The organism is Clostridiales bacterium, assembly GCA_014799665.1.
Taxonomy (GTDB): domain Bacteria; phylum Bacillota; class Clostridia; order Christensenellales; family Pumilibacteraceae; genus Anaerocaecibacter.
Genome location: JAAVHP010000012.1, coordinates 493,827 through 508,356, shown reverse-complemented (window position 1 = coordinate 508,356; position 14,530 = coordinate 493,827). Strand labels below are relative to the sequence as shown.

The following is a 14,530-nucleotide window of genomic DNA, read 5'->3' as shown; positions in this document are numbered from 1 at the left end:
CATTGATTGTTATTCTATTATTTTACTATATACCAAAAGATTTGTCAATTAATTTGTGCTTATCTCGCTTTAAGCTCAAACATCATTATAGCGGCGGCGACGGCTGCGTTAAGCGACTCGATATTGTCCTGTGGTATGCTGATTTTTTTATCGGCAAGCTTCATTATTTCGTCGCTCACCCCGTCCGCCTCGTTACCTATAACTATGCAATACTTATCGGCGCAGTTGGCGGATGTTATGTTCTCCCCGTCCATGTCGGCGACGATAAGCTCGTAACCGGACCGTTTAAGCTTGTCCGGTGAAATATCCCGACCGATTCGGCATTTAACGACTGCGGACATCGCGCTGCGCACTACCTTGGGCGAATACACGTCGCAACAATTATTGAGCACTACGTCGTAGCCGAACGCCACCGCAGTGCGTAAAATCGTGCCGACGTTGCCGGGATCGCGAACCCTATCGAGTAAAACCACTCGGTTGTTTTGAGGAAACGCCGACGGCGAAGCGGCGCAAACGCAAAGCACGCCTTGGCTGTTTTGCGTTTCGGTTATTTTGTCGAAAAGCCCATCGCCGAGCACGACGACAGAGTGATCGGCAAATTTTTCTCCAAACGCCCGATACGCCGATTGCGAAAGCACTACGTAGCGCACTTCGGCGCCCGCCGCGCAGGTATCGAGCACGTTTTTATAGCCCTCGACGAAGAACTCACCGTACTCGTCGCGGTATTTCTTTTGTTTAAGCTTGTTTAAGCGTTTGACCGTTTTGTTATCGGTTGAAGTTATAATTTCCATAAAATCTCAAAAAAGCGCCGAAGTTATCGACGCTCTTTGGTAAAATTTATTTAGCAATGGCTTTTGCCGCAGTTTCGGCAAGCGCCTTGAACGATTCCGGATCGGCAATCGCCATTTCGGCAAGAACCTTACGGTTAAGGTTGATACCCGATACTTTAAGACCGTGCATAAACTTGGAATACGAAAGTCCGTTGATACGCGCGGCGGCGTTGATACGAGCGATCCAAAGCGAACGGAAATCGCGCTTTTTAAGACGTCTGCCGATGTACGCGTACATCTGCGACTTCATAACGGCTTGACGCGCTATGCGATACGAACGCGACTTGGAGCCGAAATAACCCTTGGAAAGCTTAAAAATCTTTCTGCGCTTTTTAACTGCGTTTACTGCTCTTTTAATTCTCATAGTGCTTTTGCCTCCTTACTTCTGCGCCATGTTGCGAATGGTCTTCTCTTGCTTGGCGGATTTGAGATAAGCGCCTTGACGCAATCTCATAATACGCTTTCTCGGCTTTTTATTGAGAATGTGGTTTTTACCTTGCTGCGCGCGTTTTACTCTGCCGTTTGCGGTTACGCGAAAGCGCTTTTTCGCGCCGCTGTGGCTCTTCATTTTGGGCATTATTATATCCTCCGGAAAAATTGATTTACTTATGTTAAGTACTACGAACTACTTATTCACGATAGGAACAAGGTTCATAATGATACTTCTACCGTCGACGGCGGGCTTGCGTTCCATGGTCGCTACGTCCTTGACCGTTTCAAAGAACGAGTACATGATATCTACGCCCATCTGCGGACGAGCCATTTGCCTACCGCGCATACGGATAGACACTTTTACCTTGTCGCCGCCTTCGAGGAACTTTCTCGCCTGCTTGGATTTTGTATTGACGTCGCCCGTATCGATGGTGATCGACAAGCGGATTTCTTTAACGTCGGGTTTCTTTTGGTTTTTTTGCGCGTCCTTCGCCTTCTTCGCCGAATCGAACCGATACTTGCCGTAGTCCATAATCTGGCAAACGGGCGGCTGCGCGTTGGGGGTAATCATAACAAGATCGAGATGGCGTTCGTCGGCAATAACCTTTGCCTCGGCAGCGCGCATGATGCCGAGCATTGCGCCCGTTTCATCCTTTACTCGAACGTCGAGATTATCGGAAATCCCATCGTTTGTTACAAGATCCTTAAAAATGGTGAAAACCCTCCTAAAATAAAAAATTGCGAGCTTTAAGCAACTTAAACTCACAACAACAAATAACCGAATATTTTGATGTTTAGAACCGCTCCGAGCAAGCCCGACCGGTGAGATTAAATCTACTTAATGCTCTATTATTATATACCGCCAGTAAACCTTTGTCAATCATTTTAAAGCGGTTTAAAAAAAATTTTTATCCGCTCAAAAAAATATGATATTTAGTATATATTGTTTGAAATCACTAATTAAACACGAACCACAAAAGAATGCCGTTAGATATCATAATCATAGCTAAGAAAACCAGTCCAAAAATGCAATTAAGTTTAACGCTCCGCCTTTCTTTATCGCTTTCGCTTTTATAATAAATAATTTGAGAATCTATATTATCACTACTTTTCGACGATTCCGGTCTATTCTCAGCACGTTTTTTGCCAATATTACTATATTCTATCATCACCGTAATCTGTAACATACACGACATAACAATATATATTATATTCATAATATTAAACGCCAACAATACGCACCGATTGATATCTTTATTGCATACACAGGCGGTAAATACGTTTACTATTGCAATTACTGCTCCTATGATTGTTGTTAGTATCGCAAAATACAATCTTTTAGACGTAGCGTTTTTATTTTTTATAAAATCGTATTCCGTTTGAGTCTCTATCAGATCAAGCTTCTTTTCAACAATGTACATATTTTGCTCATCCATTCTTCTTATACCCCCATACAACAGGTCGATTATCTACATTCCAAGTGACAGTCCAACCACTCGGCTTGTTTGCAGCTTCACAATATATTGTTAAACTACTGCAACCATAGAATGCATATCCATCAATACTTGTTACATTGTTTGGTATCGTTATGTTTGTTAAACTACTGCAATCAGCAAAAGCATATGGTCCGATATTCGTTACACTGTTCGGTATCTCTATGCCCGTTAAACTACTGCATCCGCGGAATGTAGCATATCCAATAAATTTCACGCTAATCGGTATCGCTATGCTTGTCAAACTACTGCAATATATGAATGCAAAACTCCCGATACGCGTTACACTGTTTGGCATCTCCATACTAGTTAAACTACTGCAACCCATGAATGCGTAATTTCCGATACTTGTTATACTGTTCGGTATCACTATGCTCGTTAAACTACTGAAATCACTGAATGCGTAATCCCCGATTGCGGTTACGGGCAAGTTATTATATTCGCTTGGAATATTCACCGATTTATCAATAAGCCTCTTTCCCGCAACGACGGAATAGGATGCATTATCGGAATTTAACGTGTATTTATACAAATACACACTCCAATCACAGTCTCCGTAACCGTAGGCGCTTTGTCCTTGCGTCAACAGCCGCGCCGCGGTTTGTTTATCGGTTAGGTCCTGAGTCACACTCTTAATGCCGTCGCGCTGCTCGATCTGCCAGTCGGTAGCGTCGTCAAAGGTTATTTCTTCTATCCCGCCATCCGTAAAAGCATACTTGCCTATTTTTATAACCGACGCAGGAATCGTTATACTTTTTAGCGTGTCGCAAGAGCCAAACGCATATTCGCCGATTTCGACCACCTTAGCGCCAATCGTAGCGTCAGTCATTGTGGTACAGCCGTAAAATGCTTTATCGGCTATCTTATCTCCGCCGCCCGTGAACGACTTCAAATAATAGCACCCCTCGCACGCGCTAAGACCTATCGAGTCTGCCGAAAGCGAAGTTATGCTCGAATAGTAGAACGCATAATCGCCGACGTTGCCCGTTACGGTTACTTCCGTCAAATATTTGTACATAAAAAATGCGCCGGTGCTTACATTATCCAGCTCGCAAGAGGTGACGGTGGACCCGTTTATTATAAGCTTACGTCCACTCCTCGATATGGGGTTAGCCCAGTGAGGCTCTTGACTACCCACGTTAGAGCTTGCATGACTGCTCGAAATTCCGAATTTGATTTGCGCCCAATCGTTTACGCTGCCGTCGTAGTACACGTTTTCGACCTTATCGCAACCGTGAAAAGCCAAATAATTTATTTCCGTTACCGTTTTGGGAATATACACGTCCACAAGATTGGTACAGCTGCCGAAAAACTCTTCGGTAAGCTTATCTATTGGCGCATCTATTTTGGCGCTCGTCAATCTTGAACAATTCGCAAATGCTCGATTGCCTATTTTTTCTACACAAGACGGAACTTCCACGCTCGTAATAGTTTTGCTGTTATAAAACGCGCGCTTGTCGATTTCTTTTACGGGCGTAAATTTATATCTTTTAGGAACTACCACTGCGCCCGACGCAGAGCCCAAGCCTACAACAATATAATAATCGCCGTCTTCCGCAAGCTCATAATCGAGCGAATTGGGACATTTGGGAATTTCTTCATCATCACCCTCATTAAACGTATAAGCCTGCGCGAGCGAAATATATTTATTGTTGTTTGTTTCGCCCAGTTCACCGTTCATATATTCAATGTTATTAACGGACAAATCGTCATACAAATTAACATTGATTGCACCGGACAATGTTAATGATATTTTATACTTGCCCGTAGCGCCGGTATTGTCATACCAGATTTTATCTTCCGTCAAGACAATATATTCTTCGACATACTCCGGATCGGTGTTATAATATGCATCGGCATATTTCTTGTATAACGTTTCGATATCTATACCTATACCGGGCTCGTCGTTATCCTCGTCGTTGTTACCCTTGTTATCATCATTATTGTCACCGCCGATATCGGAGACGTTATCCCTGTCGCCGTTGTCGCCGCTTCCCTCGCCGTTACCTTTGTCACCGCAAGCGACGAAAGCGAATGCGCAGGCAAATGCCGCGAATACGGACAATAAGATTGTCAAGAATTTCTTTTTCATAAGCTAACTCCTTATCGGGCATTTCTTACATGAACAATACCCATACAACATAAGTATATCTCATTTTGAGATATATGTCAATATCTCAGAACGAGATATTTATAATAAATATATGAAAATTTTGCATCGAATAAAGGAATTGCGAATAGAAACACAATCAACGCAACAAGAATTGGCGCAATTATTGAACGTTAGCCAAAACACTTATTCTCAATACGAGAGCGGAAAGCGGCAAATTCCTATCGATATATTAATACAACTCGCAATGCACTATGAAGTGTCTACCGATTATATTCTCGATATAACCGATATAGACACGCCGTACCCGTTAAAAGATGACTCCCGATTCAAATAATCTACAAAACAAAAAACCGAGTATACTCTCGGTTTTTATTGTTATTTATTTCTTTTAAACAGTCGCACTATCTTTCCCAACGGCTTGGGCAATTTTAAGCATATTATCTTTGACATGAGCATACCTCCCGTAATGATGTATGCGCCGTGAAGATATTTCGTCACAAATTAATCGATATTTCGCAATAATCTGACAGCTTCCGCCCTATCGGGAGCGCCGAACACCGCGTTACCCGCGACCATTACGTCCGCGCCAGCTTTAACTATACTTGCGGCGTTATTTACGTTCACCCCACCGTCTACCTCGATAACCGCGCTCGGCGCGTACTTATCGCGAAGCGACTTAGCTTCCGCAATGCGTTCGAGCGAACCGTCGATAAACTTCTGCCCGCCGAACCCCGGGAAAACCGACATAACAAGAATCAAGTCGAGTTTACTTACGTACGGAGCAAGCTTTTCGATAGGAGTATCGGGGTTTACGGCAAGTCCGCACTTACAGCCCGCATTCTTGATTATATCGATAGTGCCGTCGATATCGCTTTCCGCTTCGAGATGGAACGACACCAAGTCCGCGCCCGACTTAACGAACCGTTCTACGTAACGCTTAGGCTGAGTGATCATCAAATGCACGTCGAAGAACATATCGCTGAGCTTGCGCACGTCGCTTATCATCTTGAACCCGAAGGTAAGATTAGGCACAAACACTCCGTCCATAACGTCGACGTGGATCCAGTCCGCGCCTATCTCTTTCATGTTTTTTACGTCGCTACCCATATCGGCAAAGTTGCCGCTCAGTATCGACGGTGCGATAAGAACTTTATTACTCATACGGATAGTTTATCACACGACAAACTATCCGTCAAACGTTTGAGAGTAATTTACCAATTAGCTATAAAGTCGTTAATAATATCGATATACCCTTTCTTTTGGCAATCGGTTTGCGCAACAGCGTCGACCTCGCCGTATACCTCGCCGTTTATCTTAACGACGATCGTACCCACCTTATCGCCTACGTTTACGGGCGCGCACAGCGCGTCGATTTGCGATACAAGCTCGATCTCGCTCTTTTCGCCGCACTTGACGAACGCCGAACAATCGTCCGCGGCAACTACCGTAACCGTATCGGTTTTACCACCCTCGACGGCGTACTCGCCCACAAGGTCGCCCTTCTTTACGGCAAACACCGTCTTATAGTTGGCAAACCCGTAATTGAGCATTTCCGAAACCTCTTTATTGCGGGTTTTGGAATTTTCCGCGCCGATAGCCACGCACACGAGCCGCGTATCGCCGCGCTTGGCGGTGACGGTTATGCACGAGCGCGCCGCGTCGGTGTAACCCGTCTTTCCGCCGTCGCAACCGTCGTAAAACTTAATGAGCTTATTAGTATTGGTTAAGCCGGTAACACGTCCGCTCGGGTGCTCGAAGTCGTACATCCACACGCCCGCATACTCGAAAAACTCCTCGTGATCTACAAGCGTTTTGAACATTTCGGCTACGTCGTGCGCGCAGCTGTACTGTCCATCCTGCGGCAAGCCCGTGCAGTTCACGAACTTGGTATCGTTAAGCCCGAGCGCAGTGGCGCGGTCGTTCATCGCTTCCACGAACGCATCAACACTGCCGTAAAGATACTCGGCTACGGCAACGCAGCTGTCGTTAGCGGAAGCCACGACAATGCTCTTTAACAGCTCGCCGAGCTTATAGTCTGCGTTGGCGTCTAGGAAAGCCTGCGAGCCGCCCATAGATGCGGCCTTTTCGGAAGCCGTCACCATGGTATCGAGCGATATTTCGCGCTTTTCTATCTCGTCGAACGCAAGCGAGAGCGTCATGATCTTAACCATGCTCGCTATGGGCAAATGCTCTTTAACGTTCTTTTCGAACACGACCTTGCCCGTATCGTAATCGACGAGCATTGCCGACTTGCACGTTTTTGCGAGGCTGTCCTCGGCTTCCGCTTTGGCGTGAACGGCGTTACCCATTACGGGCATCATTGCAATGAGCGCCGCGAGCACAGCCGCAACACCCAACATAATTTTTTTATACATATCTCCTCCAAAGAAATTCATACCTTTATTGTGTATTACTTTGGAAGATTTAATTCATTCTAATTCGGTTATTAAATTATACCCACTAACGACGAGCCGAAAAGACCGAGCGTGATCGTTTTAACAAGCACGCACGCCGCCAGAATAATTATGTATTGTAAAACGCCCACGTAGTATTGCTTGACATCCACCCTCGACGGCATACAACCGCAATTGAGCGCATTGAACTTAAAACAGCCGAACGAAGCGAAGCAAACGACGACGATCTCTATTAAACATATAGGAACGTACAGCACGAACAGCATTGGTAGCGCCGATACGGTAAAAACCACGACTATTATACTTACATTCAAGCCCAAAACGTACGCGCGGTATGCGCACGGCACGAGCGAAAGAAAAGCAAGCGGTTTATAGAAAAACACCGAGGCGGCAAACACCGTATAGACGCTTATCAGCACAAAATCGAATATAAAGAAGGTAAAAATACCTATTCCTCCGCGCAGGAATTTAAATATCGGCGCACCGTTATTCAAAATAAACGTATGTTTATCGTTCACGCCCACGCCGACGGCTATACCTACAACGAGAAAAAGCACGCATATAAGCGCGTATAACGCTACAACGATTTTATTCCGTCTGATGGAATGACCGAGCCTATAAACCCAATCGGTTATTACATACGTCCGTTTCATACGATATATCTATGCAACGGTATTCCTCAATATTCGTCAAAATACGACGGATAATTTAATTTCGGTTTTTTAATTAAGGCAATCGGCATATACGCCGTAACCCTTTGTAAAGTCGTTCAAAAATACGTGCGTGACCGCCGCTACGAGCTTTCCGTTCTGAATTATCGGCGACCCACTCATGCCGCGCACCACTCCGCCTGTAAGCTCCAAAAGCCGTTTATCCGTAACGCGGAACACAATACCCTTTTCCTTTCTTCCCGCTTGCTTGGTCGCTTTTATGATCTCTATATCGAAATACTCGGGACTGCCGTTGACGGTCGTTCGAATTTGCGCACTGCCGACTGTCACGTCGTCGCGCGTGCCAAGCGGAAGCTTATCCGTAGTATCGAAGTCGTGATCGTACAAACCGGCTATCCCGAAATTATTGTTGCACGTGACAGTGCCGTAAATCTTGTCGGGAACTAGTGCGGCAAGAATTGCGCCAGCCTCGCCCTTTTGACCTTTTTTAATGCCTATAAGCTTACACGCATGAACGTGCCCACCCGCAAACGGAATATGCACGTTAAGCTCGTTATCGTAAATTTCGTGCCCGAGCGCCGCATACCGCTTATCGCCGCGCACGAATGTGACCGTTCCCACGCCGTAAAGCTTATCTTTTATCTTAACGCCAAGCCTGCGCTTTCCCGTAAAAGCTTCAGTTATCGGTTTAACGTTAAGCATAACGGTCTCGCCGTTTCTCAGCAGTTTAACTGTTACCTCGTCGCCGAGACCTTCCGTAACTTCCTCTGCCGACGATACCGTTTTGCCGTTGATTTCGACAATTATATCGCCGCGCTGAATACCGTCCACATACGCCGTGCCGTAATCAGTTTCGATACCCGTAACGCTCTCGACAAGCAAGCCCCCTACGTCGATCGAGATACCGACGGGATAACCGCCTACGTAAACGTACTCGGTATCGGCCAGCGCCGCACCCGTAGGAAAACATAAAAATAAAACAAGCGCAACAAGCGCACACACTACTCCGCGCAATTTTTTCATACTTGGTTTAGTGTTTGCCGCTTGTCGAATTATATACTTATTATACTAATTTTTAAAGATTTGACTTAAAATTATCGCACCATGATTTGAGCTCGGCGGCGTTCTTATCCGCCGAATCCGATATTCCCTTGGATCCCGACAACCGTGCAAGCTCGCCCACTATGCCGTTCCGGTCGAGCCGAGTAACGCGGGTTGCGGTATCGCCGTCCACCTCGCGTTTTTCTATATAATAATGTCCGTCCGCCATTGCCGCGATCTGCGCCAAGTGCGTAACGCACATGACCTGATGCCCGCGCGACAGCTCGGCAAGCTTTTTGGCAACGCAAAGTCCTATCGCGCCGCTTATGCCCGTATCGATTTCGTCGAAAATCATAGTTTCGATTCGACCGAGATTACCCGTAATCAGCTTTATGGCGAGCATAAACCGCGACATTTCGCCGCCCGAAATGATTTTAGCGAGCGGAAGCATGGGCTGACCGACGTTGGGGCTGAGATAGAACTCGCACTCGTCGTAGCCGTTAGCCGTCACCTTTTTGATAAACTCGTCCTCGGTCGGGTACGCAGAGAATTTCACTTCGAATTGCGAGTTAGCCATACCCAAATCGGCAAGCTCCGCAAGTATACGCTTTTGCAAAATCTCCGCTCCCTCGTGCCGTTTATCCGACAGCGCGACTGTATTGGTATACAACTCCTTACGAAGCTTCTTTTCCTTGTCGCAAAGTTCGGCGTACAGCTCCTCGCCGTTCGATAACCGTTCGAGCTCGCCGGAAGCGGTCGCTTCAAACTTCTTCATAGCGTCGTAATTGCCGTACTTGGCTTTAAGCGCGCGCAGCTTATCGAGTCTGGTATTGACCTCGTCCAGCTCGTTCTCGCTGCCGTCCATTTTTTCGAGCTCGTCCTTGACGCTCTCTACTATATCGTCAAGCTCAATAGCGACCGATTTAAGCCGCTCGAACAAGCCGTCGTACGTCTCGCCGAACGCAGCGATATTTTTTAGCTCGCGCTCGCCGTCGGCAACGTCCGCAGTCGCGCCGTCCTCGCCGTCCAAACGCTCGGCGCATTCCATAAGCGCGTTCTTAATGCGCTCGGACGCCATAAGGATATGCCGACGCTCGATAAGTTCGTCCTCCTCGCCCTTTTTTACGTTCGCAGCGGCTATTTCGTCAAGCTGATATTTAAGTAGATCTATGCGCCTGGCGCGTTCCGTTTCGTCGCCCAAACCGTTCATTTCGGCAACGACTTTTTTATGCGCGTCGTACAGCTCGCGCTCTTTCGTAAGAAGTCCGTCGTCCTTTTTGAAAACAAAGAAATCAAGGATCTTGCGCTGTTCGGTTATCTTTAAAAGCGATTGATATTCGTTTTGTCCATAGATGTCTACGTAGTTTTGCATCAGCTCGCGCAGCATGGACGTGGTTATCTGCTTGCCGTTCAACCGAATTTCGTTCTTGCCGTCGCGATAGAATTTGCGCGTAACGATAAATATGCCGTCGTCGGTATCGACGCCGACCGCTTTAAGTGGTTCGTCGTTTTGGTAATCGAACACGCCCTCGACGAAGCCGCTGTCCTCGCCGAATTTAAGCATAGATTTATCGTACCGTCCGCCGACGAGGAGCATGAGCGAATCGACGATTATCGATTTGCCCGCGCCCGTTTCGCCCGAGAACACGTTAAGCTCGTTAGTAAACTCTATTTCAAGGTCGCGTATAAGCGCCAAGTTATGAATAGTAATGCGTTGTAGCATCAGTCCTCCGCTATCGGCGCGGGATTGAGCTTGCTCAAAAGCCGCGAGTAGAAACTTTTTTTATCGTAGAAACTTTTTTTATCAAAGCGAACGAACAAAACACTTCTGTCCCAACCTGTGACAGAAACACTGTCGCCGCTGTTTATATCGACCGCCGTCTCGCCGTCCACGAAAAGATCCGCGCCGTGATTACCGCAGTTTTTAAGCGATATTTTCTCGAACGATCCGACGATTATCGGACGCGTGCGCAGTATATGCGGGTTAATAGGCGTGAGCTCGATAACGGGAGTATTGGGCGCAACAACCGCACCACCCGCCGAAAGCGAATAAGCGGTAGAGCCTGTCGGCGTGCACGCGATAAACCCGTCGCAAGCGAATTTATCTATGCGCTCGCCGTCTATACTTACCTCGACCGAAATCATGCGTCCCGTCTTGGACCGGACCACTACGTCGTTAAGCGCATAAAAATGCTCACCGTTATGCTCTGCGTCGATGAGCGCGCGCCGTTCGAGCACGTAGTCACGCTTGATAAGCCGCTCCATGGCGGAGTTAAGTTCCTTCGGCTCGATCTCCGTAAGGAACCCGACCGTGCCCCTGTTCACGCCGAGGATGGGAATTTCCGACAGAGCGCAGTCCTTAGCGATACGCAAGATCGTACCGTCGCCGCCCACCGAAGCAATGAAATTATATGTAACGCCTTTTTCGTACGCCTCGGCTTCGATACCGCACGCACGCGCGGCGGCAAACACTGCGTCGCGGACTGCGTTATCGGGATCTTTATACGGGTTGGAAAAAACGCCTATCTTCATAAACTATTTGCTTTCCTTTTCTGTTTGTTGAGATTTTTAACAATGCCTGCGAGATTTTCTTTCGTAATGCCCGAACCCGCAAGCGAGCTTTTAACGTCGCGGTCGTCGATAAATTTATCGCCGTGCGACAAACATACGCATTTAACGTTATTGCCTATTTCGTTAAGGTAGGACAGCACGCTCATGCCGAACCCGCCCTGCGCGATATTGTCCTCGATAGTTATTACCGCGCTGCCCTTTTTATTTACGCTCTGTAAATATTGAATATCGAGTGGCTTTACGAACCGTGCATTTACGATCTCTATATCGAGCCCGAACTCGTCCGACGCTTCGCAAGCAATATCGAGCGCACGGCCGCCCGCACAAAGAACGTAGATTTTTGATTTTTGTGCTTTACGCACCACTTCCCACTTGCCGTAAACGATGGGCTCGTGTTCGCGCTCTATTGTATACGACTTTGGATAGCGAATAGCGAGCGGCGCGTTATACGACAGCGAAAATTCGAGCATACTCTTTAACTCGTTGCCGTCCGTAGGGCACATAACTGTCATGTTCGGCATTGACGAAAGATAACTCAAATCGAATACGCCCTGATGTGTAACGCCGTCCGCACCTACAACACCCGCGCGATCGACGCACAGCGTTACGGGATAATTACCTATGCAAACGTCGTGTAAGATCTCGTCGTACGCGCGTTGCAGAAAAGTCGAATATACGGCGAAATACGGTTTTAGCCCTGCCGCGGCAAGCGCCGCGCAATAGGTTACAGCGTGTTCTTCCGCTATACCCACGTCCTTAAATCGTTCGGGATAATCTACGGAAAACTTTTCGAGCCCCGTGCCGATAGACATAGCGGCGGTAACGGCAGTTACGCGCTCGTCCTTTGCCGCGGCTTCGGTCAGGAACTCGCCGAGCACCGTCGAAAATTCATTGCTCTGTTTTGCGCTCGCCGAAGAAATACCGTGCGAATGCTCGGGATCGACCGTTGCGCTTTTAAGCCCCTTGCCCTTATCGGTTACCACGTGAACGATGACGGGCCTATCCTTGGTTTTGACCTGTGAAAAAACGTTGACAAGCTCTTTTACGTCGTGCCCGTCAAACGGTCCGTAGTACGATATTCCCATCGCCTCGAACATCTTATTGGACAGCACGACGCGTTTAAGCAAGGATTTACCCTTTTCGAGCACGGTAAGCGCGCCGTCGCCGAAAAGCGGAATTATCGATACGGCGCGTTTGATTTCCGACTTGATACGCGCGTATTTTTTGCTCACGCGTAATCTTGTAAGATACTTACTCATTGCGCCTACGTTCTTGCTGATCGACATTTTATTGTCGTTGAGAACGATCACAAGCGGAAGTTGCTCGCTGCCTATGGCGTTGAGCGCTTCATACGCAAGCCCGCCCGTAAGCGCGCCGTCGCCGATGACAGCGACAGACGAATAGCTCTTGTTTAACCGCTTTGCCGCTTCGGCAAACCCGAGCGCAACCGACAGCGATGTGGACGAATGCCCTGTGCCGAATGCGTCGCAATCGCTCTCGCTCGGCTTGGGAAAGCCAGAAATACCGTCGTTTTGGCGCAAGCCGTCAAACGCTTCGCCGCGCCCCGTCAAAATTTTATGCGCATAAGACTGGTGCCCCACGTCGAAAACGATCTTATCGTTAGGGCAATCAAAAACGTAATGCAGCGCAACCGTAAGCTCGACCGCGCCGAGATTGGACGCCAAATGCCCGCCGTTGCGTTCCACAACGTCGACAATGCGCGAGCGCAGGTATTCGCACTCGCCTTTGAGATCGTCCGTATTAAGCCGTTTTAAATCGTTCGGCGTTTTAATGCTTGCGTAGTCCACTTTTTACACTATTACGAATTTTTGCACCAACTCGTTCAAAAAACGGGTATCGCCACCCAAAAGATCGAGCTTCTTTGCAGCATTATTAAGCATTAAGTTAAGTTCTTTCTTAGCGTCGTCGAGGTCGAGGAATTTAAGCACGCTTCGCTCGCCAATGCTAAGCCCTTCGAGATATTCCGATATATCGTCGTAGAGCTGGAACGCCCTGCCGAAAGCACGCGCGAAATCGTTTACTCTAAGACTGTCGATTATAGCGCTCTCATCCACTTCCTCGTGCGCCGACACGGTGAACGTTCTGCCGAGGTCGCCGCCTACTACCGATACGCGCGAACGGTTGCCGAGCGCATACCCGCTGTCGCACGCGAGCCGAATGAGCGCGCCCGTCTTAAAGTCGTACATTTTGAAAAGCTCGTCAAGCGAAGTGATCTCACCGTAAAGATCTGAATACTGTCCGCGGATAAGCCCCATATCGCCGCCCGCGCCCGAATACCCGATAAACGGACTGCTCTTGCCGTCGGGCATGGGACAGCTCAAAATACGATAGGATAAATCGAGTAGCGCGTCGCCAGCCAAAAGTGCCACGCCCTCGCCGTAGCGCTTGTGAACGGTTAGCTTGTCCCTGCGATAATCGTCGTTATCCATGCACGGCATATCGTCGTGAATAAGCGAGTACGAGTGCAGCATCTCTATTCCGCACGCGTAATCAAGCGCATACTCGTCGGGCGGACAAAACAGGCTGTGAAGCTCCAAAGTAAGTATCGGTCTAAGCCGCTTGCCGCCCGGGAATAAAGCGTATCTCAATACTTCCTTAAACGGCTCGGCATAGTGAAGCTCGCCTACAAGCTTTTCCAGCCTTTCATCTATTTGTTCCTTCCATTCGGCAAGGCGTGATTCGAAAAAATTACTCATCGCGTTCACCGAGGACGGGTCTACTCAAAATCTCGTCGAGCTGTTTGTTTAGGTCGTTAATGCGCGCCTGCATACCGTCGAGCTCGTCGACGCACGTTTTGGTGAGTTTTAGCCCGCTTTCGAAAAGCGCAACACTTTCTTCGAGCGATACGCCCGCGTCGCTTTCGAGCTTATCGACGATAGCTTGAAGCTCGCTTATCTTATTTTCAAAGTCTTGCGAAGTGACCTCTTTCGTTACGTTTGACATA

Annotated in this window: 16 protein-coding genes; 1 reads left to right on the top strand and 15 read right to left on the bottom strand. The window is 47.9% G+C overall.

What is annotated here, in order from left to right; translation table 11 throughout:
* Nucleotides 1-59: 59 nt before the first annotated feature.
* The 6 genes from HDT28_07015 to HDT28_06990 form a co-directional block, all read right to left on the bottom strand.
* On the bottom strand, nucleotides 60-791 hold the full coding sequence (locus HDT28_07015) for an RNA methyltransferase (protein MBD5132316.1): 732 nt from the start codon (nucleotides 789-791) through the stop codon (nucleotides 60-62).
* A 46-nt stretch (nucleotides 792-837) separates the two neighbouring features.
* Complete coding sequence (rplT, locus tag HDT28_07010) at nucleotides 838-1,194, bottom strand: 50S ribosomal protein L20 (GenBank protein MBD5132315.1); 357 nt, start codon at nucleotides 1,192-1,194, stop codon at nucleotides 838-840.
* Nucleotides 1,195-1,209: 15 nt separating this feature from the next.
* Nucleotides 1,210-1,407 carry a 50S ribosomal protein L35 gene (gene rpmI / locus HDT28_07005; GenBank protein MBD5132314.1) on the bottom strand — a complete coding sequence of 66 codons (198 nt, stop codon included), beginning with the start codon at nucleotides 1,405-1,407 and terminating at the stop codon, nucleotides 1,210-1,212.
* A 48-nt stretch (nucleotides 1,408-1,455) separates the two neighbouring features.
* Entirely contained in the window at nucleotides 1,456-2,001 is a 546-nt protein-coding gene (locus HDT28_07000) for a translation initiation factor IF-3 (GenBank protein MBD5132313.1), read from the bottom strand.
* Nucleotides 2,002-2,218: 217 nt separating this feature from the next.
* A complete protein-coding gene (locus HDT28_06995) occupies nucleotides 2,219-2,698 on the bottom strand; it encodes a hypothetical protein (protein ID MBD5132312.1) in 480 nt (159 codons plus the stop codon).
* A complete protein-coding gene (locus HDT28_06990) occupies nucleotides 2,691-4,847 on the bottom strand; it encodes a leucine-rich repeat domain-containing protein (protein MBD5132311.1) in 2,157 nt (718 codons plus the stop codon). Before HDT28_06990 ends, HDT28_06995 begins: the two co-directional genes overlap by 8 nt.
* Before the next feature lie 112 nt (nucleotides 4,848-4,959).
* On the opposite strand from HDT28_06990, the gene HDT28_06985 reads away from it, so the two are divergent.
* On the top strand, nucleotides 4,960-5,202 hold the full coding sequence (locus tag HDT28_06985) for a helix-turn-helix transcriptional regulator (GenBank protein ID MBD5132310.1): 243 nt from the start codon (nucleotides 4,960-4,962) through the stop codon (nucleotides 5,200-5,202).
* Between the two features lie 167 nt (nucleotides 5,203-5,369).
* Here HDT28_06985 and rpe read toward each other — a convergent pair whose 3' ends face one another.
* From rpe to xseB, 9 genes are all read right to left on the bottom strand, one after another.
* Nucleotides 5,370-6,029, bottom strand: coding sequence for a ribulose-phosphate 3-epimerase (gene rpe / locus HDT28_06980; GenBank protein ID MBD5132309.1), 660 nt, complete (start codon nucleotides 6,027-6,029; stop codon nucleotides 5,370-5,372).
* Between the two features lie 50 nt (nucleotides 6,030-6,079).
* Nucleotides 6,080-7,243, bottom strand: a complete 1,164-nt coding sequence (locus HDT28_06975) for a D-alanyl-D-alanine carboxypeptidase (protein ID MBD5132308.1) — start codon at nucleotides 7,241-7,243, stop codon at nucleotides 6,080-6,082.
* 71 nt (nucleotides 7,244-7,314) lie between these two features.
* Nucleotides 7,315-7,935: a hypothetical protein gene (locus tag HDT28_06970; GenBank protein ID MBD5132307.1), complete on the bottom strand. Its 621-nt coding sequence runs from the start codon at nucleotides 7,933-7,935 to the stop codon at nucleotides 7,315-7,317.
* A gap of 69 nt (nucleotides 7,936-8,004) precedes the next feature.
* Nucleotides 8,005-8,976, bottom strand: coding sequence for a PDZ domain-containing protein (locus HDT28_06965; protein MBD5132306.1), 972 nt, complete (start codon nucleotides 8,974-8,976; stop codon nucleotides 8,005-8,007).
* A 52-nt stretch (nucleotides 8,977-9,028) separates the two neighbouring features.
* Nucleotides 9,029-10,717 (bottom strand): DNA repair protein RecN, encoded by a 1,689-nt coding sequence (gene recN, locus HDT28_06960; protein ID MBD5132305.1) that lies wholly within the window; start codon nucleotides 10,715-10,717, stop codon nucleotides 9,029-9,031.
* Nucleotides 10,717-11,526 (bottom strand): NAD(+)/NADH kinase, encoded by an 810-nt coding sequence (locus HDT28_06955; protein MBD5132304.1) that lies wholly within the window; start codon nucleotides 11,524-11,526, stop codon nucleotides 10,717-10,719. Before HDT28_06955 ends, recN begins: the two co-directional genes overlap by 1 nt.
* Nucleotides 11,523-13,373, bottom strand: coding sequence for a 1-deoxy-D-xylulose-5-phosphate synthase (locus HDT28_06950; protein ID MBD5132303.1), 1,851 nt, complete (start codon nucleotides 13,371-13,373; stop codon nucleotides 11,523-11,525). Before HDT28_06950 ends, HDT28_06955 begins: the two co-directional genes overlap by 4 nt.
* Before the next feature lie 3 nt (nucleotides 13,374-13,376).
* The gene (locus HDT28_06945; GenBank protein MBD5132302.1) at nucleotides 13,377-14,282 is read right to left on the bottom strand and encodes a hypothetical protein; all 906 of its coding nucleotides are present in this window, start codon (nucleotides 14,280-14,282) and stop codon (nucleotides 13,377-13,379) included.
* Nucleotides 14,275-14,529, bottom strand: a complete 255-nt coding sequence (xseB, locus tag HDT28_06940) for an exodeoxyribonuclease VII small subunit (protein MBD5132301.1) — start codon at nucleotides 14,527-14,529, stop codon at nucleotides 14,275-14,277. The genes HDT28_06945 and xseB overlap by 8 nt, the downstream gene beginning before the upstream one ends.
* Between the last annotated feature and the right edge of the window lies 1 nt (nucleotide 14,530).